The sequence below is a fragment of the Bradyrhizobium sp. C9 genome, from assembly GCF_002532045.1.
In the GTDB taxonomy this organism is placed as follows: domain Bacteria; phylum Pseudomonadota; class Alphaproteobacteria; order Rhizobiales; family Xanthobacteraceae; genus Bradyrhizobium.
Map to the genome: position 1 here is coordinate 173,686 of NZ_NWTG01000007.1, position 19,196 is coordinate 192,881.

The following is a 19,196-nucleotide window of genomic DNA, read 5'->3' on the forward strand; positions in this document are numbered from 1 at the left end:
GGCTCTCTCCACACACTGACCTTCTCGCAAGCGGAGACATCCCCACCTCAACCCTCCCCCGCAAGCGGGAGAGGGGGCGTAGTCCCGTTGAGGATGCAACATCTCTAGAACTTCCGCACCAGGTCCGCCGTGATCTCTTTCAGGCTGCGGATGCCCAGCAGCGCAAGATCGCGATCGATCTCGGCGTGCAGCAGCGAAATCGCGCGCGCTACGCCGGCTTCGCCCGCGACCACCGCGCCGTAGAGGAACGGGCGGCCGATCCAGACGAAATCGGCACCGAGCGCCAGTGCCTTGATCACGTCGGTGCCGCGGCGGATGCCGCCGTCCATCATGACGGTCATGCTGCCCTTCTGCGCTGCGATCTCCGGCAGCGTGCGCAGTGCGGAGACGGTGTAGTCGAGCTGGCGGCCGCCATGGTTGGAGACCATCACGCCGTCGCAGCCGTGCTCGCGCGCCAGCCGCGCGTCCTCCGGCGAGATCAGCCCCTTGACCACGAGCTTGCCGGGCCAGCGCTTGCGGATCAGCTCGACATGCTTCCAGGCGAGCTGGTCGCGGCTGCCGATGTTGCGCATCAAATTCTTGGACAGCACCGGCGGGCCCCGCTTGGCGTCCATGTTCTCGAAATGCGGCATGCCGTGATTGAACACGGTGCGCGCCCAGGTGTTCAGCAGCCAGTCCGGGTGGGTGATGGTGTCCCAGAACACCCGCGGCGTGATCTCGAGCGGCACCTGGAAGCCGTTGCGGATGTTGTTCTCGCGGTTGGGCGGCACCGGCACGTCGGCGGTGACGACGAAAGTGTCGTAGCCGGCCGCCGCGACGCGATCGACCAGCGGCTCGATCCGCTCGGGCAGGCCCGCGAGATACGCCTGGTACCAGGCCTGCTGATTGGCGGCGCGGACGTCTTCCAGGGTGATCAGCGAGGAGGCCGAGAGGATCATCGGGACATTGGCCGCGGCCGCGGCGCGCGCCAGCACGATGTCGCCGCGATAGGCGCACAGCGCCGACGAGCCCATCGGCGGGATCCCGAACGGCGAGGCGTAGCTCTTGCCGAACAGCGTCGTGGTCTGGTCGCGGCCGGAGACGTCCTTCAGCACCCGCGGCACGAAGCCGTATTCGTCGAAGGCCCGGCGATTGTCTGACCGCGCCGCGTCGGTCTCGGCGCCGCCGGAGATGTAGCCGTAGAGGAATTTCGGCAGCAGCCGCCGCGCCTGCGGCTCGAAATCGTCGAGCGTGAGATAGCGCCGCAAATGCCGGGGCACGGCGCTGGCTGCGCGGTTGACGGTTGCGGGCGGCGGGGAAGGGGCTGCGGTCCGGTCGTGCACGTTGAGCGTTTCCGTTGTTCTTGGTTCTTGGTTGGGGCTTCAGGTTAGCGCCTGCCGCCGCGCCCGACAATTTTCTCGTTGAACTGGTTGACGGACTGGCTGACATCGCTGAGCGTCTTGCGGGTCTCGGCGATCATGGTGCCGGACTTCTTGTCGAAGCTCTGGATCAGCTCGCGGAGCGAGATCACGGTCGGCAGCAGCTCGCCGCCATATTTGTCGCTGCCGAAGCTCTTCAGGAACTTGTCGGCGGACGTCAACTTGGCGTCGACAGTGCTGATGCCGTCGTCGGCGGCATCGATGAAGCCCGCGATCAATTCGCCATTGCCCGACAGCGAGTTGGTGAAGTTCTCGAGCCCGAGCAGCGAGTCCTTGATGTCGGCCTGGTTTTCGGTGATGACGCGATCGACATTGCGCAGCGCGACCCGCAGTTTCTCCTGGATGCCCATGGTGCCTTCGGCGTCGGCGGTCAGCTCGGGGATGCCGTCGGCGCCGAGCGGCGGCGGCGGCGCTTCGTCGGTGCCGCCGGTGAAGGAGATCGAGGCGATCCCGGTCAGGCCCTGGAATTCGAGACCGGCCTGGGTGTCCTTCTTGATCGGAGCGTTGCCCTCGATCCGCGTCATCGCCACCACGCGGTGGCGGTCGAGCCTGATCGACACCACCTCGCCGATCCGCACGCCGGCGAAGTTGACGCTGGCGCCGCGGCGCAGGCCCGACGCCGAGCCCTCGAACACGACGCGGAACGGCACCATCCGCTTGATGCCGGCATAGCGCTGATAGCCCAGCCAGCCGCCGAGCGAGCCGGCGATCAGGGCCAGCGTCAGGGTGCCGATCACAACATTGCTGGCGCGCGCCATGCAGACATCCGTTCGCGAAGCAGGGCTCGATCAATAGCGGATTTGACGGCGCTCGTCACCGCACCTGCGGACGCGGGGCAGCTCAGGCCGACTGCCTCCGCGATGCCGCGAAGACGCCGGCCAGCACCAGTGCGAAGCCGATGAAGTGGAAGGCCTGCGGATGCTCGCCGATGAACACGATCGACATGACGGTGCCGAACACCGGAACCATGTGGAAGAACGGCGCGGCGCGGTTGGCGCCGATCAGTTGCACACCGCGGTTGAAGCACAGATAGGCCACCGTCGAGGGGAACACCGCGACATAGAACAGCGACAGCAGGTTGCCGGTCGTGAGCTGCATCACCGGACGCGCGCCCAGTTCCCAGATCAGAAACGGGACCAGGAACAGCGCGCCGCAGCCGAAGGTGAAAGCCGCGACCGACAGCCCGTGGATCTTCGGCCGCTTCAGGGTCAGCACCGAGTAAAACGCGAAGATCACCAGCGCGGCGACGAAGATCAGGTCACCCTTGTTGAACTCGATCTTCGACAGCGTCGTGAGATCGCCGTGCAGCAGGATCACCAGCACGCCGGCGAGCGACAACAAGACGCCGCAGAGCTGCGCCAGCGTCAGCCGCGCGCCGAGCAGGATCAGCGACCACAGCGCGACCATCAGCGGCACGGAGGATTGCAGCAGCAGCGTGTTGAGCGCCTGGGTGTGCTCGAGCGCCCAATATTGCAGCGTGTTGAAGGCGCTGATGCCGGTCATCGACAGCAGCAGCATGATGCCGAGATTCTTGCGGATCGCGGGCCAGTCGCTGGCGAGGTGCTTCCAGGCAAACGGCAGGATGATCAGGAACGCCACGAACCAGCGCAGGAAGGACAGCGTCACCGGCGGAATGTGGCCGGCGGCGAGTCGGCCGACGATCGCGTTGCCGGCCCAGCACATCGCGGTGATGCACAGCAGCAGATATGGCTGGTTGGCGATCCAGGAGCCGGACGCGGGCGTTGTGGTGGAATCGGTGGCAGACATGCAAAGGGCCCGGGTTTACGGCGCCGCGGGCCGCCCAGCTGGCGTTGCCGGGCCGGTACGGATCTCCCCGGCGACCGTCACAGACACGGATTCCACCGTTCTATCAATGGTGATCGACGCATCGCGACCATGCGCGAAGGCCCCTTACGGAAGGCGCGATGGCGCTTTGCCTGGCAGGTCCGCAGCGGCAGCGCACGCCGAGCCGCCACGAGCCTCCTGTTCGAGCTTGATCTCCCCACAAGTGCGTTCCGCGGTTGCCGCGAGGGACAACCGCTTCGCACTTTTCCGGATCATGCTCTAGCCGGTCTCCGGCGGCGTGGTCTGGCGCTTGACGATCTGCTCGGCGAGCTCGATCAGGATCCGCTTGGTGTCGGGGTCCTTGACGTCGCGGAACACCCGCAGCATGCGCAACTCGAGCAGCGATTGCAGCGATTCCGACGCCTGGCCGCCGTGTGCCTGGGCTGTGGCGGCGGGCCGGCGATTGAGCATGTCGGCGGCGATCCCGAGCATCTCGGCGACGGTTGCAAGGCGGCCGGTCTCGATTTTCACGGTGCCGTCGACGCCGTTCTTCTGCAGGGAGGCGCCTGCGCACAGGATCTCGGCGAGATCTGCCTGCGACAGCCCGATTTCGCGCCAGCGCGCCTGCACCAGTTGATCGATCTGGTCGTCCTGCGATGTGCTCATGGTGCGCCTGGGCGATCTCCAGCTACGTCCGTCGACAGCATGTCCACGACGATGATTGGTAGCAAATGGAACAGCGGTTCGTCGCGACGGGACTTCTACGGATCATCCGGACCGACAATCGGTCCGGGCGCACCGGGCGAGGTGCGGGACGATCCGTGCTTTCACGACGGCTCGGCGGTCGGGCCGGGCGGGCACTGCAATACGCACCCATGGTCTGAAATTCCTGTCATCAGGCCGCAGCCTTATTATCAAGATCGTGTCCGAATGCAATCTGGGGGTGCTGGTCGAGGCGAATCCAACCCGAGTGTGTGACCTCGCCACAGTTCGCGGCGTTGCCGCTCACAGGTCGATGATCCCGAGCGCGATGCTCTTGGCCACCCCGTGCGTCTTGTTGGAGGCCTCGAGCTTGCGCAGCGCCTGCTTGATGAAGCCTTCGACGGTCTCCGGCGAAATGCCGAGGATCTGCGCGGTGTCGGCCACGGTCTTGCCGCGCGCTGCCCAGGCGATCACTTCCTTCTCCCGCCCCGTGAGCTTGATGGTCTCGGCGGCGTCGGCGGGCTTCAGGATGGTCGGCGCGTTGCGCTGGTCGCGGTTGACGATGTCCATCGCCCGCTGCACCCAGTAGATCATCAACAGATGCAGTTCATGGCGATGGCAGATGAACAGCTTGTCGAAGTCGCGCGGCTGGTCTTCCCAGAAGAACACCGTCGAGCTCGAATGCACGGCGCCGAGCCGGTCGCGATAATGGAAAGGCACCACGAAGCCGTCCTTGAAGCCGAACTCGCGGGCGGCATCCATCGTCTTGACCTCGGGCGCCCGCTTGTGGCCGCTGCGCTCCGGCAGCTTCAGGCCGCTCCAGCTGAACGGCGTGTTGGTGCGTCGCGACCGCGCCAGCGCCGGATCGGCATGGACGAACTCGTTCTGCACATACGCCCGCTTCCAGGCATCGGGATAGGTGCCGACATGATAGGGCAGATCAAGGTCGGGCCGACCGGCATCGACAAAGGCAAAGCCCGAGAAGCCGTAGTTCTGGATGACACGGTGCAATGACGAGCTGAGCTCGTCGATGGTGTCCGACGCCTCGATGGTTGAAATCGCGTCTACCAGGCCCATTGACTAAAACCCCCGGTTTCCGGGGGTACCACAGTTAACCCCTTTCGTTCCAGATGTTCCGCATTTGGAGGAAAGGATAATGCCGCATTCATTGGACGGCTATCATGCACTCATCACCAGGGAAGAGCTTGATCCGGAGCATGTCGGGGCGATGTTGCGGCTACGCAAGCGGCTGTTCGTCGACCATTGCGGCTGGCTTCTGAGCACGACCGGCGACGTCGAACGCGATCAGTTCGACTGCTGGTACACCGAGCACTGCCTGTTGTTCTCGGGTGTCGATCTGGTCGGCGGCTTTCGGGCGATCCGCACCGATTATCCCTACCTGACCAAGTCGGTGTTCCCGCAGCTTGCGGTGCGCCGCTTTCCGAGCCGCCGCGACGCCTGGGAGATCAGCCGTTTCGGCGTGCTGCCTGGTGTCGCGAGGTCGCGGACGGCACGCGTCAACTACGCGCTGATGTTCCGCTTCGCCGAGCTGCGCGGGGCGGCCGCGCTCGTGGCGCTCGCCGACCTTTCCTACGAGCGTTTCCTCACCCGCATGGAAATCCGCACCCGCCGCTACGGCCCGCCGCAGGTGATCGGCAATGATCGCATGGGCCGCCCGCTGACGGCGCTCGCCGGAGAAATCCCGCTTGGTCTTTCCGACAATCCCGGCCTGACCAAATTCCTCGACCTCGGACGACAATTGGAGATTCACGATGCCTCACATGTTCTCGGACGTTCGAGCATTCCAGCGTGACCCGCTGCGTCTGCTGCTGACGCGCGGCAACGAGGCCGAATCGGGGCTGGTGCCCCTGCGGCTCGGTCCCGCGCCCGTGTTTCTGGTGAACGATCCCGATCTGCTGCGCCCGATCCTCAAGGCGCCGGAGACCGACATCGGAAAGGGCAAGCTGATCAAGAAGCTGACGCCGGTGCTCGGCCGCAGCTCGCTGATGCTGAGCGGCGAGGAGCACAAGCGGCGGCGGACGGTGCTGCAGAAGCACATGGCCAAGGGCAGCGTCGAGAAATTCCTGCCGCATATGTGCGCCGAGATCCGCGCGGTCGGCGCCAGCCTGGCGCGGCTCGGCTCGTTCGATCCGCACCATGTCACCGCGATGCTGGCGTTGCGGACGATCTGCGTCGCGATCTTCGGCTCCCAGGTGATGTCGTCGGGTGACGAGGAAGCGCTGGTTCAGGCCGTCGGCGTGATCGAGGACGATCTCGCCGAGGAGATGTTCCGCGCCTTGCCGTTCGGTCCGGTGGCTTGGTACCGGCGCCGGCAGAACCGGGTCTGCGCCAAGCTTGCGATGTCGACGGTGGTGCAGCGTCTGCGCAGCAAGGCGGGCTCAAGCAGCGCGCTGCGGGATCTCGAGGCGCTCGGCCTCAGCGATCGCGATCTCGAGGACGAGATCCTGACACTGCTGCTGGCCGGCCATCACACCACGGGTTCGACGGCGGCGTGGATGTTCTACCAGATGGCCGCGGATCCCGCCCTGATGGACGACATTGCCGACGAGGCGGCGGAGTGCATCGGCGACGATGGCGAACTGCGGCTTGACGCGGTGAAGCGCGCCAATCTGAGCGCGACGTTCGTCAAGGAGGTCTGCCGGCTCTATCCCAGCGCCTGGTGGTTCTCGCGCGAGGTGATGCGGCCGGTGACGATCGGCGGGCGCGAGCTCAAGGTCGGCACCTCGCTGTTGATCTGTCCCTGGCAATTGCAGCGCGATCCCAGGCATTTCCCCGACCCGGACCGCTTTCTGATGACGCGGCGCTACAACACCGACGCCTACATCCCGTTCGGCGCCGGCCCGCGCGCCTGCGCCGGGATGGGGGTTGCGATGCTCGAATTGCAATTGCTCGCGCTCGAGATCGCCGCGGCCTATCGCTTCACCGCTGTCAGCCCGAATCCGGCGCCGTGGCCGAAAGCCTCGGTGACGCTGATTCCGCCGCCGATGACGATCGACATCGAAGTCCGCGAGATGCCATCGCGCATCCTGCATCTCGGCGAGGGAGCCGAGCGGCTGCCATACATTCCATCCGCCAGCGCGGCGTCCATCAGCTCATTACATTCGGTATCCCAATGACAACACACATCACGACGGCCGGTATCGGGCAGAGGGCAATGGATCAAGTGCAAATGCGCAGCTTGCGCGACGTCATCGCGGTCTTGATCGAGCAGCGCAGCATCGTGACGGCGGCCGGCGCGACCTTCGCCGCACATCTGCTCGACCTCGCGATCATGCAGCTCAGGCTCAACGTCAACGATATTTCGGCGGAGGAATTGTCCGGCCTGTCCGACTACGTCGGCGCGGAGTTCACCAGGGACAAGTCCTCGCATTGATCGCGTAGAGCGTTTTCGAGCGAGGGGGATCTAGTCCTGCGTCGCCACCAGCGCCTTCATCGCGGCGCCGGCGGCGAGCGCGGCGTCGTTCGGATCGATCTCGATCTGCAGGCCGCGCTGGCCGCCATTGACGAACACGGTGACATGGGTGAGCGCGGTCTCGTCGATCGCGGTCGGCACCTTCTTCTTCTGGCCGAACGGGCTGATGCCGCCGACATGGTAGCCGGTCAGCCGCTCGGCATCGGCCGGGCGCATCATCCTGGCCGACTTGCCGCCGAGGGCTGCGGCAAGCTTCTTCATGCTGACCTCGCAGTCCGACGGCACCACGGCGCAGACCGGCTTGCCGTCGACCTCCGCCATCAGCGTCTTCAGCATGCGGTTCGGGTCGACGCCGAGCGCCTCCGCCGCCTGCAGCCCGATGCTCTCGGCGCTCGAATCGTAGACATAGGTGTGGAGCTTGAAGGCAATGCCTAGCTTGCGCAGCGCAATCGTCGCTTGTGTCGAATTGGGCATGGTCCGGGCCGGTTGATACGGCGGAATGATCGCCGCAATGGGCCCGGCGATCAATCGCCCGTACGACCAGCGTCAGGCCACCCAACATTAAATTTCCGCCAGTCCGGCGCGACCGGGTGCGGCATGGAATTTTCAGGGGATATCAAAGGCTTGTCATCCCTCGAAAAGGCCTAAACGACCCCGTTCTTGCTTGCGCAGCCGACCCGCTTCCTTTATCCGGTAGGCGCCTTGCGTGCGCGCGGCCGGCCGCCGCGATTTGGGCTGGGCATATCATGCATGGTCGCTGTGGGCGGACGCGTTTTCGCCGCGATCATGGTCTCTGAAACACCTGAAGGGAACATCTTCGCAATGGCCAATGTTGTCGTCGTCGGCGCCCAATGGGGTGACGAGGGGAAGGGCAAGATCGTCGACTGGCTGTCGGAACAGGCCGACATCGTCGTGCGCTTCCAGGGCGGCCACAATGCCGGCCATACGCTCGTGATCAATGGCGAGACCTACAAGCTGGCTCTGCTGCCCTCCGGCGTGCTGCGCCCGAACAAGCTCGCGGTGATCGGCAACGGCGTGGTGTTCGACCCGCAGGCCTTCCTCGACGAGGTCGCCAAGCTGAAGGGGCAGGGCGTTGCGGTCGGGCCGGACAATCTGCGGATCGCCGAGAACGTCACGCTGATCCTGCCGCTGCATCGCGAACTCGACTCGCTGCGCGAATCCTCCAACGCCATTACCTCGATCGGCACCACCCGCCGCGGCATCGGCCCGGCCTATGAGGACAAGGTCGGCCGTAGAGCCATCCGCCTGATGGATCTCGCCGATCTCGATACCCTGCCGCACAAGATCGAACGCCTGCTGGCGCACCACAACGCGCTGCGCCGCGGCAACAATCTCGAGGAGATCGACGGCAAGAGCATCCTGTCCGAGCTGTCGGCGCTGGCGCCGAAGCTGTTGCCCTATGCCGAGACGGTGTGGCGGCTGCTCGACCTCAAGCGCCGCGAGGGCAAGCGCATCCTGTTCGAGGGCGCACAGGGCGCGCTGCTCGACGTCGACCACGGCACCTATCCCTATGTGACGTCGTCCAACACCGTGGCGGCGCAGGCCGCGACCGGCACCGGCATGGGCCCGGGTGCGGTCGGCTATGTGCTCGGCATCTGCAAGGCCTACACCACCCGGGTCGGCCAGGGTCCGTTTCCGACCGAGCTGAACGACGAGATCGGCGAGGAAATCGGCCGCCGCGGCAAGGAATTCGGCGTCAACACCGGGCGCAAGCGCCGGGTCGGCTGGTTCGACGCCATGCTGGTGCGCCAGACCGTCCGGACCTGCGGGATCGCCGGGCTGGCGCTGACCAAGCTCGATATTCTCGACGGCTTCGACAGCATCAAGGTCTGCATCGGCTACAAGCTCGACGGCAAGGAAATCGACCATCTGCCGGCGGGCGAGGGCGCGCAGGCTCGCATCGAGCCGGTCTATGAGATCATCGAAGGCTGGAAGCAGCCGACCGCCAATGCGCGGTCCTGGGCGGACCTGCCGGCCCAGGCCATCAAGTATGTCCGCCGGGTCGAGGAGCTGGTGGGGTGTCCGGTCACCCTGCTTTCCACCAGCCCGGAACGTGAAGATACTATTCTGGTACAGAATCCGTTCGAGGCTTAACGGGATATTACCTATATCCCACCAATTGTGTGGAAATGGCTGACTACTACCCGCTGATCGCCCGTGCCATCGCCGGACTGGACCCAACCGCCCCCGGCGAAGCCCGCCGCGCGCTGTATGCGCGGGCGCGGACGGCGTTGATCCAGCAACTCCGCGGCGTGCAGCCGCCGCTGTCCGAGTCCGAGATCACCCGCGAGCGTCTGTCGCTGGAAGAAGCGGTGCGCAAGGTCGAGTCCGAGGCCGCGCAGCGCGCCCGCGAGGCGTCGCGCCCGGGCGGCGGGGCTGCCCGCAGCAGCGACCCGCTGCGCCGTGCCAATCCAAGGCCGCCGGAGGCCAATTCCGCCGACAATGCCGCGCGCCCACGGCCGCCGGCCGATCCCCGACCGCCGCGCAATTTGCGCCCCGATGCGCCGCCGCCGGCTCCGCCGCGGCCGCAGAACCCGCAGGCTGCTGCCGGCACCGATACCCAGGCGCCGCAGGGCCGGCCGATGCCGCCGCGCCGTGGCGGCGAAGGCGCGCCGCCCCCGACGCCGCCGGCTGCCCCGGGTGTGCGTGGCTTCCGCGACATCACCGCCGATGCCGACGATCTCGGGCGGGCCGCGGCGCAGGCCAGCCGCAACGCGCGCAAGACCTACGCCAACGTGCCGTCGCCCTCGCCGGAATTCGACCGGCTCGAGCCGAGCCTCGAAAACCGCGGCGGCGATCCCGAGGCGCCGTATTCCTACGACGAGTCGATCGAGGAGGCGGAGCGCTACACGCCGCAGCCGCCCCAGGCGCCGCCGCCAACACGGACGCGGGTCAGCAATGCCGAGCGCGAGCCGAAACGGCCGCGTGTCGGATCGATGTTCCCGTTCAAGACCGCGATCGCGATCGGCATCCTGCTGATCCTGGTCGGCACCGGCTTTCTGTTCCACCAGCAGGCCACCACCTTCGTCAGCAGCCTGTTCAAATCCTCCGCTCCCGTCGAGGCGCCGAAGGATGCCGCGGCGACGCCTTCGAGCAAGAAGATCACCGACCGCGTCGGCCAGCCGTCGTCGACGGGCGAGCCGGTCGCTCCGGTGGCGCAGCGCGTCGTGCTCTATGACGAGGACCCGTCGGATCCGAAGGGCAAGCAATATGTCGGCTCGGTGGTCTGGCGCACCGAGCAGGTCAAGGGATCGGGCAACCAGAAGCCCGACATCGCGGTGCGCGCCGAGATCGACATCCCCGATCGCAAGTTCAAGATGACGATGTCGTTCCGCCGCAACACCGATTCATCGCTGCCGGCGAGCCACACCGCGGAATTGACCTTCATCCTGCCGCAGGACTTCGCCAATGGCGGCGTCGGCAACGTGCCGGGCATCCTGATGAAGTCCAACGAGCAGGCCCGCGGCACGCCGTTGGCCGGACTCGCGGTCAAGGTCACCGACGGCTTCTTCCTGGTCGGCCTCTCCAATGTCGACGCCGACCGCTCGCGCAATCTGCAGCTCCTGAAGGAGCGCTCCTGGTTCGACGTGCCGCTGGTCTACACCAACCAGCGCCGCGCGATCATCGCGATCGAAAAGGGCGCCCCCGGCGAGCGCGCCTTCAACGACGCCTTCGCGGCGTGGGGTGAGTAACGGCCTCAGCACTCACCTCGGTCCTCACGATCTCATCGCCCGGCGCTGTCCGGGCGATTCCGTATCGCAGCGAAGTCTGGCTGTTGCAGCGCATCGAGGCGATGATCCCGGAACATTGCCGGGCGCTTTGGATTTTCCCTAGAACCGTCGCGTGACTGCGTTACACTCGGCCCGATGTCGGGCAGGGGCACGCCATGAAACGCTATCTGATCTTCGCAGCCATCGGGCCGTTCATCGGCGGCTTCCTGCTGCTGCTCATGACCACCTATCAGTCCGGCTACTGGACCGAGACCAATGGCGGCGAAGTGGCGAAGCTGCTCGTCGTGTTCGTGAAGTCGCTGCAATACAATTATCTGTTCGGCATCGTGCCGTCGCTGATGTTCGGCGCGATCGACGACATCCTGATGCACATGCGGCGGATCACGCCGACGGTGCGGATGCTGATTGTCGGCGCGGTGGCGTTCGTCGGCGCGGCGCTGACCTACGCCTCCCACGGCTCCGAAAGCGGCGCCGTGCAGTTCATCCTCTATGGGCTGGTCGGCTTCATCCCGGGCGTGATCACGTCCTGGCTGGCGCACAAATATGCCGAAGAGCAGCACGTGCCGGCGACGCCGGCATCCCAGCATTAGGGCATGTAACCGCTTCCTTTTGAAAAGCAGAAATACTCGACTTTGATGTGATCGACGATCTCTGACCGGTCGGCGCATTGAGCGTATCGCGGCCGGACAGGAGACGGTGATTGACGCACGGTGAGCCGGGGGGCGCGCTATTAGCACAACCTTGTCAATCTATTAGGCGCCGGCTGTAAGCCGCACGCATCGTCGTTCATGCAACTGTCACATGGGCGTCATGTAAACGTAGTCCCAATGTCACACGGTCGCTTTTGTCCTCCCGCGGCCGTGAGGGCGATCATATGAGCGATGTAGCGTTACCTGGTTCGATCGAGCCCGCGCGGCGCCGCGGTCCCGATCTCGAGAAAGGTTTTCATCCTCTCACCGGCATTATCTATCTCGGCGTGGTCGGCGCCGCGCTGCTGTTCGTCGCCTACAGCATTTACGCGGACGTTGGCGCGACGGGTCCCGGCAAGACCTCTTACGCAGCGTTCCTGCTGCTGTTCGTGGCGCTGCTGATCTCGCTCGGCTTCGAATTCGTCAACGGCTTTCACGACACGGCGAACGCCGTCGCGACCGTGATCTACACGCGTTCGATGCCGGCCCACATTGCCGTGGTTTGGTCGGGGATGTTCAACCTGATCGGCGTGCTGCTCTCCAGCGGAGCCGTTGCTTTCGGCATCGTCTCGCTGTTGCCGGTCGAACTGATCCTTCAGGTCGGCAGCAGTGCCGGTTTCGCCATGGTGTTTGCGTTGCTGATCGCCGCCATCATCTGGAACGTGGGCACCTGGTATTTTGGATTGCCCGCCTCGAGTTCGCACACGCTGATCGGATCGATCATGGGCGTCGGTATCGCGAACGCGCTGATGCACGGACGAGAAGGGACCTCCGGCGTGGATTGGTCGCAGGCCGTCAACACCGGCAAGGCGCTGCTGCTGTCGCCACTGTTCGGATTTGCGCTCGCGGCCATCCTGCTCTACGGGCTGAAAACCGCGCTGCTCCGCGCAACGCCGGCGCTGTTCGGCGAGCCGAAAGGCGACCAGCCGCCGTCCTGGTGGATCCGCGGCATCCTGATCCTGACCTGCACCCTGGTCAGCTTCTTTCACGGATCGAACGACGGTCAAAAAGGCATGGGTCTCATCATGCTCATCCTGATCGGCGTCGTCCCGACCGCCTATGCACTCAACCGCGCGATGCCTGCGAGCCAGATCGCGGCCTTCACCGCGAATTCGGCGGCGGCGAGCAAGGTGATCGAGGATAGGGGAGCCGATCGCAAGGTGACGGGCAATCCGCGTCCGGCGGTGACGAACTACATCGCCCTTCGGCAGCTCACCGACGAGACCTATCCGTCACTCGCCGTTCTCGTCGGCGAAATCCGCGACCAGGTCGTGCAGTACGGTTCGCTGGCGAAATTCCCGGCCGAGACCGTCGGCAACACGCGCAACGACATGTACCTGGTGTCGGAGGCGCTGCGCTCGCTCATGAAGGGCAGCGACAGCGGGCTGAACGATGCCGATGTTGCGACGCTCAATCGCTACAAGGGCTCGCTGGATGCCGCCACCAAATTCATTCCGTCCTGGGTGAAGATTGCGGTCGCCATCGCGCTCGGCCTCGGCACGATGGTCGGCTGGAAGCGAATTGTCGTGACGGTGGGTGAGAAGATCGGCAAGGCCCATCTGGCCTATGCGCAGGGTGCCTGCGCCGAGATCACGGCGGCGGCGACCATCGCAGCGGCGGACGGATACGGCTTGCCGGTGTCGACGACGCATGTGCTGTCGTCCGGCATCGCCGGCACCATGACCGCAAACGGATCCGGCCTGCAATGGTCGACCATCCGCAACATCGCCATGGCCTGGGTTCTGACCTTGCCGGTGGCGATGCTGATCTCGGGCGTTCTCTACTTCGTATTCGCGCATTTGTTTTAGCCGGAGCAGCAAGACAACCGGATGCATCAGATCTGCATCCAGGTTCGGGGAAAGGAATTTCGAGTGGCAGATGCAAGCTTCAGCCTTCTGACGGGCAACGATATCGAAACGCGCCTGGTGCGGGCCGGTGGGATTATTTTTCGCGAGGGCGAGCAGGCCAACGAGCTGTTCGTGATCAAGAGCGGCTATGTGCGCATTCAGGTCGGTAACAAGACCATGGCGGACCTGCCGGCGGACACGATCTTTGGCGAAATGGCGTTGATCGACAACGAGCCAAGAAGTGCGACCGCCGCGGCGCTCACGGATGTCGAGCTCGTCCCGGTCTCGGAAAAGCAGTTTCTCTTCCTCGTCAGCCAGACGCCGCACTTTGCCCTCAAGGTGATGAGGACGCTGGCCCAGCGGCTCAGAACCATGAACAAAGGCGTCTTCTAAAGCGCGATGAGATTGGGTTGAATCTAGGCGAGGCCAGCATCCAGTCTCGCGCCATCGATTTCAATCGTTGCTTCCGCCGCCGCTTCGGCTTGACGCCGTCGGCGGCACGCGGCACTTGACGCGTGAACGCAATCCGGCCTTGAACGTGACACAGTGGTAATGTGACGCAACTTGAACCACCTGCCTGCGTTACCATGTGATGGCCATGCCCGAGGACGACATTTTCTCCCCCCACGCCACGCGATCGCGGCCGCCTTTCGGCGGGGCGCAGGCGCGCGGCAAGGTTATCGATCAGGACGGGCGCGAGCTCGGCGATGGCCCGCTGCATTCGCAGTTCCAGGGTTTTCAGGGAGCCTTTACGGAAGGCTTCAGCTTCGACTTCCGCAACTCCACCGCCAACCCGTTCGGCAATCTGACGCGCGAGGAGCGGCTGGCGCGGCTGGAGATGATCGCAAAGCTGCTCGACGTCGCCTTCGTCGTGCCGGGCACCAATGTCCGCTACGGCATCGACGGGCTGATCGGCCTGATCCCGGTGATCGGCGATCTCATCACCACCGCGATCTCGCTGTGGCTGGTGCGCGAGGCCCGTCTGTTGGGCGCGCCCTGGCACATCACCGCGCGCATGCTCGCCAATGTCGCGGTCGACGGCGTGGTCGGCATGGTGCCGGTGGCGGGCGATGCCTTCGACGTCATGTTCCGCGCCAATATCCGCAATGTGCGGATGCTGCGGCGCTGGCTCGACAAGCAGCCCAGGCTCTAGAGCCTATTCCGTTCCGATTGAATCGGAACGGGCCTCTCGATTCTTGTTTTGACGCGTTTTCTTCACGCGAACCGGTATCCACTTCGCTCGAAAACGCTCTAACCCCAAAACAAAAGCCCCCGGATCGGTCCGAGGGCTTTTCGTTGAGCGACGCGTAGAAAGTCTACGCGGCGTCGGCGTCGGTCTGGGCCGGCTCGGCGCGCGGACGGCGCGGCAGCGGGAAGCCTTCGCTCTCATACAGCGAACGGATGCCGTTCTGGTCGAAACGGGCTTCCTCGACCTGGAGATAGGCGCCGTTCAGCGAATCCGCCGGCAGCTGCTCCATCGCGAACTGCACGGCCTCGGCAGCAGTGCCGAAACGGCGGTAAGCAAAGCCGGCCCGCTTCTTCTTGCGGATCGCGGCAGGGAACAGTTCGGCGGACGTGTTATAGTTGAACGGACGCAGGGGACGCATGGTCGACGACCTCTTGTGTTCTTGGCATAGAGCGGCGAAAGGGATTTTGGGGGACGGCGGCCTACAATCGGCGGCGCGCCGTACATGTCATTTCGATCCCTAATATAGGCCTCTTTGACAAAAATGCGACCCCAGAAGCGCCCCCGGCAGGGCACATGCTGAATCCGCGCATAGCACGCGGCCAATCAAAATAACTCCATTTATTTCAATGGCTTATAGCCATTAAATCTTGTCGAGCCAGGCCAGGATCACGACCACGATCAAAATCACCCCGAAAAGGCCCATTCCGGAGTGGCCGAGACCATAGCCGTAGCCGCGGATGCGGCCGCTATAGCCGCCCAGCAGGATAACCAGCAGGAGGATGATGAGGATCAGTCCGAGCGACATGGCGCCCTCCTCAGAAGAGGCGGCGGCCGCTCGGCGAGACGCCGACGGCCCCGCGAATTCGGAGCAAAGCACATTCCGGGGCGCGAGTCGTTAAATTCGTCGTCATTCCGGGGCGATGCGCAGCATCGAACCCGGAATCTCGAGATCCCGGGTTCAGTCCTGCGGACTGCCCCGGGATGACGGCTTCGCCGTCATTTCTTGCTTTCGTCGATCGGGAGCACCTTCAGCGGGGTCGGGTAGGGCTCGACCCGCAGCGAGTCGCTGGCGATCAGGCCGATCTTGTGCAGCGGCGCCTGTTCGAGATCGCCGGAGGCGGATTTGTGCACGGCATACTGCCAGACGCTCATCGAGCCCTTGGCGACCAGCATCTTGGCGATGCCGCCGGCATTCTGGCCTTCGACCTGGGCGAGGTCGGCGTCCGTCAGGCCGATGACGATTTCGTCCTTGGAGGTGATGACCTTGAACAGCGAGATCTTGTCGGCGGCGAACGCCGGCACGCTCACGGCGCTCCCGATGACGAGACTGGCAAGACCGAGACCAAACAAAAGCTTTGCTGGAATTGGCGACATCGAAATTTCCTTGTGTTTATGCACGCGAACGGGCGACCGGGCAAAACAAAACCCCGCGCGACCGGTTCTTGGTCGCGCGGGGCGGAGAAATTGTTCGACGTTAGGCCAGGATATTTGCCAGATCCACCGTCGTCATTGCCGGGCTCGACCCGGCAATCCATCCAGGAGTTGGCGGCCGTTATTTCTTCTCGTCCAGCTTCAGCGCCGCCGAGTTGATGCAGTAGCGCAGGCCGGTCGGGCCGGGGCCGTCGTTGAAGACATGGCCGAGATGGCCGTCGCATTTCGAGCACAGCACCTCGGTGCGGATCATGCCGTGGCTGATATCGCGCTCCTCGTCGACATGGCTCTCGACCGCGGGCTTGGAGAAGCTCGGCCAGCCGCAGCCGGAATCGAACTTCTGGTCGGATTCGAACAGCGGCTGCCCGCAGCCGGCGCAGACATAGGTGCCCTTGCGGGGATCATGTTCATATTCGCCGGTGAAGGGCCGCTCGGTCGCCTTTTCCCGCAGCACGGCGTACTGCATCGGCGTCAATTCCTTGCGCCACTCGGCCTCGCTCTTGCGGACCTTGCCGTCGGTTTTGGTATCGGACATTCAACCTCCTTTGCGAGATGCTCAGTTGGTGACCTTGGCGCTGCTCACCAGCGTCGGCTTCTCGATGTAATTCTCCGCGAAGATCTTCTTCAGGTTCTCGACCTTCGGGATGTCGTTATACGCAATATAGGGCTGGTTCGGGTGCAGCGTCAGATAGTCCTGGTGGTAACCCTCCGCCGGATAGAACGCCTCCAGCGCGCCGACCTTGGTGACGATCGGCTTCTTGTAGACCTTGGCCGCGTTGAGCTGGGCGATATAGGCGTCCGCCACCTTCTTCTGCTCGTCGCTGGTCGTGAAGATCGCCGAACGATATTGCGTGCCGGAGTCGGGGCCCTGGCGGTTCAACTGGGTCGGGTCATGCACGACCGAGAAGAAGATCTGCAGGATCTTGCCGTAGGAGATCTTCTGCGGGTCGTACTTGATCTCGACGGACTCGGCGTGCCCGGTGGCGCCGGTCGAGACCTTCTCATAGTCGGCGTTCGCCTTGCTGCCGCCGGAGTAGCCGGACACCGCGCTGACGACGCCGGCGGTGTGCTGGAACACGCCCTGCACACCCCAGAAGCAGCCGCCGGCGAGCACCGCGGTCTTGATGCCGGTTTCCGGCGCGCTCGCCGCCGGCGCCGGGATGACCACGGCATCCTCGGCGGCAAGCGAGGGCGCAACGGCAAAAGCGGCAACGGCCAGCGCGCCGATCGCGGCGGCGCCAAGCGAGAGGCGGCTGAGGGAGCTTTTGGGCATGGGTTCCTCGTGGGATCGCATTTGGGGGCCAGTCTAGAGCGGGAGCCGGCATTGGCAAACCGGGCCGGCTGCTCTGACGTTTCAAAATACGGGCGCGGGGCCGTTTTGTTACGGCGCCGGCCACACAGTTTCGTGAGGGAAATCAGCGAGGTTCAGGGATGACGGTGGATGGATTTTTGCACGCGGCCTCTCCACGCCCGTCGTCCTGGCGAAAGCCAGGTGAACTCAGGGGACCCATAGCCACCAAATGTACCAGTAGGCGGGATCGTGGCCCCCAGCGTCGCGCAACAACAAGCAGCCGGGGTAATGGGTCCTGGCTTTCGCCAGGACGACGCTGAATGTTGGCGCCCTCTGCGAGTCATACACTCAGCTGCTGTCAGGATGACGTCGGCGCCTGCGGGACGATCACACCACCACGCTCAGCCGCTTCGCGGCGCGCGTGATGCCCGTATACAGCCACCTCGCGCGCGAGTCCTGGAACGCAAAGCTCTCGTCGAACAGCACCACGTCGTCCCATTGCGAACCCTGCGACTTGTGCACGGTTAGTATGTATCCGTAGTCGAACTCGTCATAGGGCTTGCGCTGCTCCCACGGAATGCCCTCGATGCCGCCGTCGAAGCATTCGCCGCGCACCGACACCTTGGTGACTTTGTGGCCGAAATCCTCGTCCGGCATCACGCGCATGGTGATGATCTTGGACTTCGACTGCGCGCGCGCCTTGACCCGCCACAGGCCGCCGTTGAACAGCGCCTTCTTGCGGTTGTTGCGCAGGCAGACCAGCTTGTCGCCGGCGACCGGGAGAGGATCTTCGATGTTCAGCCGCTGCCGCATCCGCATGTTGTAGGCGCGGCGGGTGTTGTTGCGGCCGACCAGCACCTGGTCGGCGCGCATCACGCGGTCCGGATCGAGCTCCTTCCGCGACACCACTTCGCTCTCGCCATGGCGGCCGATCTCGAGCTCGCGGCCCTCGCGGATATCCATCGACATCCGCACGATCGGATCGTCCTGCGCCTGGCGGTGCACCTCGGTCAGCATCGCGTCCGGCTCGGCGTCGGTGAAGAAGCCGCCGCCCTGGATCGGCGGCAATTGCGCGGGATCGCCGAGCACCAGCAGCGGGCAGTCGAACGACATCAGATCGCGGCCGAGCTCGGCGTCGACCATCGAGCATTCGTCGATCACGATCAGCTTGGCCTTCGAGGCCGGCGCGTCGTCCCACAGCTCGAAACTCGGCTGCTCGACGCCCGACTCGCGGGCGCGGTAGATCAGCGAGTGAATCGTGGAGGCGCTGTCGCAGCCCTTGTTGCGCATCACCAGCGCCGCCTTGCCGGTGAAGGCCGCGAATTTCACCTCGCCGTCGACGCCCTCGGCGATGTGCTGGGCCAGCGTGGTCTTGCCGGTTCCGGCATAGCCGAACAGGCGGAACACCGGCGGTGTCCCGTTCTGGCCGGGCTTGGCTTTCAGCCAGTCGGCAACGGCTTTCAGCGCGGAATCCTGATGCGGCGTAAAGGTGGTCATGGGGCTTTCGGAAGAATGAGCGCGCGAGCGATAGCGCCGCGACTCACACCCGCACAAGCTAAACATTCATGCGTCCCAAGCAAGCCGTCTCCCGCTACACGGAATTGGGGTTTCGCGCCCGAGGCTAGACTTGGTCTGCCCCGCCACTAGACTGACCGAAAA

General features: G+C 64.7%; 21 protein-coding genes. 9 read left to right on the top strand and 12 right to left on the bottom strand.

Annotation, left to right across the window (positions count from 1 at the left end):
* Positions 1-104: 104 nt before the first annotated feature.
* The 5 genes from CO675_RS17680 to CO675_RS17700 all read right to left on the bottom strand — a co-directional run bounded on the left by CO675_RS17680 (position 105) and on the right by CO675_RS17700 (position 4,982).
* Positions 105-1,259: an alpha-hydroxy acid oxidase gene (locus CO675_RS17680; protein WP_097673179.1), complete on the bottom strand. Its 1,155-nt coding sequence runs from the start codon at positions 1,257-1,259 to the stop codon at positions 105-107.
* A gap of 107 nt (positions 1,260-1,366) precedes the next feature.
* Positions 1,367-2,176 (bottom strand): MlaD family protein, encoded by an 810-nt coding sequence (locus CO675_RS17685; protein WP_097673180.1) that lies wholly within the window; start codon positions 2,174-2,176, stop codon positions 1,367-1,369.
* Between the two features lie 82 nt (positions 2,177-2,258).
* Positions 2,259-3,185, bottom strand: coding sequence for a DMT family transporter (locus tag CO675_RS17690; protein ID WP_097673181.1), 927 nt, complete (start codon positions 3,183-3,185; stop codon positions 2,259-2,261).
* Positions 3,186-3,482: 297 nt separating this feature from the next.
* Entirely contained in the window at positions 3,483-3,869 is a 387-nt protein-coding gene (locus tag CO675_RS17695; protein ID WP_097673182.1) for a hypothetical protein, read from the bottom strand.
* 339 nt (positions 3,870-4,208) lie between these two features.
* The gene (locus tag CO675_RS17700) at positions 4,209-4,982 is read right to left on the bottom strand and encodes a helix-turn-helix transcriptional regulator (RefSeq protein WP_097673183.1); all 774 of its coding nucleotides are present in this window, start codon (positions 4,980-4,982) and stop codon (positions 4,209-4,211) included.
* 79 nt (positions 4,983-5,061) lie between these two features.
* Here CO675_RS17700 and CO675_RS17705 point away from each other — a divergent pair, with 79 nt between their 5' ends.
* Genes CO675_RS17705 through CO675_RS17715 form a run of 3 tightly spaced genes read left to right on the top strand, consistent with a single transcriptional unit; the run spans position 5,062 to position 7,299 of the window.
* Positions 5,062-5,718 (top strand): acyl-homoserine-lactone synthase, encoded by a 657-nt coding sequence (locus CO675_RS17705; RefSeq protein WP_097673184.1) that lies wholly within the window; start codon positions 5,062-5,064, stop codon positions 5,716-5,718.
* Positions 5,678-7,042 carry a cytochrome P450 gene (locus CO675_RS17710; RefSeq protein WP_245452801.1) on the top strand — a complete coding sequence of 455 codons (1,365 nt, stop codon included), beginning with the start codon at positions 5,678-5,680 and terminating at the stop codon, positions 7,040-7,042. The genes CO675_RS17705 and CO675_RS17710 overlap by 41 nt, the downstream gene beginning before the upstream one ends.
* A 38-nt stretch (positions 7,043-7,080) precedes the next feature.
* Positions 7,081-7,299 carry a hypothetical protein gene (locus tag CO675_RS17715; protein WP_097673186.1) on the top strand — a complete coding sequence of 73 codons (219 nt, stop codon included), beginning with the start codon at positions 7,081-7,083 and terminating at the stop codon, positions 7,297-7,299.
* Between the two features lie 30 nt (positions 7,300-7,329).
* Here CO675_RS17715 and ybaK read toward each other — a convergent pair whose 3' ends face one another.
* Positions 7,330-7,812 carry a Cys-tRNA(Pro) deacylase gene (ybaK, locus tag CO675_RS17720; protein WP_097673339.1) on the bottom strand — a complete coding sequence of 161 codons (483 nt, stop codon included), beginning with the start codon at positions 7,810-7,812 and terminating at the stop codon, positions 7,330-7,332.
* A 348-nt stretch (positions 7,813-8,160) separates the two neighbouring features.
* Between ybaK and CO675_RS17725 the strand changes: the two genes are divergently transcribed.
* The 6 genes from CO675_RS17725 (at position 8,161) to CO675_RS17750 (ending at position 14,779) form a co-directional block, all read left to right on the top strand.
* Positions 8,161-9,453 carry an adenylosuccinate synthase gene (locus CO675_RS17725; RefSeq protein WP_097673340.1) on the top strand — a complete coding sequence of 431 codons (1,293 nt, stop codon included), beginning with the start codon at positions 8,161-8,163 and terminating at the stop codon, positions 9,451-9,453.
* A 35-nt stretch (positions 9,454-9,488) separates the two neighbouring features.
* A complete protein-coding gene (locus tag CO675_RS17730) occupies positions 9,489-11,051 on the top strand; it encodes a hypothetical protein (protein ID WP_097673187.1) in 1,563 nt (520 codons plus the stop codon).
* Between the two features lie 194 nt (positions 11,052-11,245).
* Positions 11,246-11,680 (top strand): DUF5413 family protein, encoded by a 435-nt coding sequence (locus CO675_RS17735; RefSeq protein ID WP_097673188.1) that lies wholly within the window; start codon positions 11,246-11,248, stop codon positions 11,678-11,680.
* Between the two features lie 284 nt (positions 11,681-11,964).
* On the top strand, positions 11,965-13,587 hold the full coding sequence (locus CO675_RS17740; RefSeq protein WP_097673189.1) for an inorganic phosphate transporter: 1,623 nt from the start codon (positions 11,965-11,967) through the stop codon (positions 13,585-13,587).
* Positions 13,588-13,608: 21 nt separating this feature from the next.
* Positions 13,609-14,019, top strand: coding sequence for a Crp/Fnr family transcriptional regulator (locus tag CO675_RS17745; protein WP_097673190.1), 411 nt, complete (start codon positions 13,609-13,611; stop codon positions 14,017-14,019).
* Positions 14,020-14,218: 199 nt separating this feature from the next.
* Positions 14,219-14,779: a DUF4112 domain-containing protein gene (locus CO675_RS17750; RefSeq protein ID WP_097673191.1), complete on the top strand. Its 561-nt coding sequence runs from the start codon at positions 14,219-14,221 to the stop codon at positions 14,777-14,779.
* Between the two features lie 163 nt (positions 14,780-14,942).
* Here CO675_RS17750 and CO675_RS17755 read toward each other — a convergent pair whose 3' ends face one another.
* From CO675_RS17755 to CO675_RS17780, 6 genes are all read right to left on the bottom strand, one after another.
* Positions 14,943-15,233, bottom strand: coding sequence for a hypothetical protein (locus CO675_RS17755; RefSeq protein WP_097673192.1), 291 nt, complete (start codon positions 15,231-15,233; stop codon positions 14,943-14,945).
* A 222-nt stretch (positions 15,234-15,455) separates the two neighbouring features.
* A complete protein-coding gene (locus CO675_RS17760) occupies positions 15,456-15,620 on the bottom strand; it encodes a DUF3309 family protein (RefSeq protein WP_021076985.1) in 165 nt (54 codons plus the stop codon).
* A gap of 191 nt (positions 15,621-15,811) precedes the next feature.
* Positions 15,812-16,189 carry a hypothetical protein gene (locus tag CO675_RS17765; RefSeq protein ID WP_143279035.1) on the bottom strand — a complete coding sequence of 126 codons (378 nt, stop codon included), beginning with the start codon at positions 16,187-16,189 and terminating at the stop codon, positions 15,812-15,814.
* 178 nt (positions 16,190-16,367) lie between these two features.
* Entirely contained in the window at positions 16,368-16,781 is a 414-nt protein-coding gene (gene msrB, locus CO675_RS17770; RefSeq protein ID WP_097673194.1) for a peptide-methionine (R)-S-oxide reductase MsrB, read from the bottom strand.
* Between the two features lie 21 nt (positions 16,782-16,802).
* Complete coding sequence (msrA, locus tag CO675_RS17775) at positions 16,803-17,519, bottom strand: peptide-methionine (S)-S-oxide reductase MsrA (RefSeq protein WP_097673195.1); 717 nt, start codon at positions 17,517-17,519, stop codon at positions 16,803-16,805.
* 405 nt (positions 17,520-17,924) lie between these two features.
* Positions 17,925-19,034, bottom strand: a complete 1,110-nt coding sequence (locus CO675_RS17780; protein WP_097673196.1) for an ATP-dependent DNA helicase — start codon at positions 19,032-19,034, stop codon at positions 17,925-17,927.
* Positions 19,035-19,196: the final 162 nt, after the last annotated feature.

Bases quoted from the DNA above. Each gene is read 5' to 3' on its own strand.
- CO675_RS17690 (WP_097673181.1), bottom strand. From the start codon at position 3,185: ATGTCTGCCACCGATTCCACCACAACGCCCGCGTCCGGCTCCTGGATC.
- CO675_RS17745 (WP_097673190.1), top strand. From the start codon at position 13,609: ATGCATCAGATCTGCATCCAGGTTCGGGGAAAGGAATTTCGAGTGGCA.
- CO675_RS17730 (WP_097673187.1), top strand. From the start codon at position 9,489: ATGGCTGACTACTACCCGCTGATCGCCCGTGCCATCGCCGGACTGGAC.
- CO675_RS17725 (WP_097673340.1), top strand. From the start codon at position 8,161: ATGGCCAATGTTGTCGTCGTCGGCGCCCAATGGGGTGACGAGGGGAAG.
- CO675_RS17695 (WP_097673182.1), bottom strand. From the start codon at position 3,869: ATGAGCACATCGCAGGACGACCAGATCGATCAACTGGTGCAGGCGCGC.
- CO675_RS17750 (WP_097673191.1), top strand. From the start codon at position 14,219: ATGGCCATGCCCGAGGACGACATTTTCTCCCCCCACGCCACGCGATCG.
- CO675_RS17740 (WP_097673189.1), top strand. From the start codon at position 11,965: ATGAGCGATGTAGCGTTACCTGGTTCGATCGAGCCCGCGCGGCGCCGC.
- CO675_RS17715 (WP_097673186.1), top strand. From the start codon at position 7,081: ATGGATCAAGTGCAAATGCGCAGCTTGCGCGACGTCATCGCGGTCTTG.
- CO675_RS17700 (WP_097673183.1), bottom strand. From the start codon at position 4,982: ATGGGCCTGGTAGACGCGATTTCAACCATCGAGGCGTCGGACACCATC.
- CO675_RS17760 (WP_021076985.1), bottom strand. From the start codon at position 15,620: ATGTCGCTCGGACTGATCCTCATCATCCTCCTGCTGGTTATCCTGCTG.
- CO675_RS17705 (WP_097673184.1), top strand. From the start codon at position 5,062: ATGCCGCATTCATTGGACGGCTATCATGCACTCATCACCAGGGAAGAG.
- CO675_RS17735 (WP_097673188.1), top strand. From the start codon at position 11,246: ATGAAACGCTATCTGATCTTCGCAGCCATCGGGCCGTTCATCGGCGGC.
- ybaK (WP_097673339.1), bottom strand. From the start codon at position 7,812: ATGCCCAATTCGACACAAGCGACGATTGCGCTGCGCAAGCTAGGCATT.
- CO675_RS17755 (WP_097673192.1), bottom strand. From the start codon at position 15,233: ATGCGTCCCCTGCGTCCGTTCAACTATAACACGTCCGCCGAACTGTTC.
- msrA (WP_097673195.1), bottom strand. From the start codon at position 17,519: ATGCCCAAAAGCTCCCTCAGCCGCCTCTCGCTTGGCGCCGCCGCGATC.
- CO675_RS17685 (WP_097673180.1), bottom strand. From the start codon at position 2,176: ATGGCGCGCGCCAGCAATGTTGTGATCGGCACCCTGACGCTGGCCCTG.
- CO675_RS17765 (WP_143279035.1), bottom strand. From the start codon at position 16,189: ATGTCGCCAATTCCAGCAAAGCTTTTGTTTGGTCTCGGTCTTGCCAGT.
- CO675_RS17710 (WP_245452801.1), top strand. From the start codon at position 5,678: ATGCCTCACATGTTCTCGGACGTTCGAGCATTCCAGCGTGACCCGCTG.
- CO675_RS17780 (WP_097673196.1), bottom strand. From the start codon at position 19,034: ATGACCACCTTTACGCCGCATCAGGATTCCGCGCTGAAAGCCGTTGCC.
- msrB (WP_097673194.1), bottom strand. From the start codon at position 16,781: ATGTCCGATACCAAAACCGACGGCAAGGTCCGCAAGAGCGAGGCCGAG.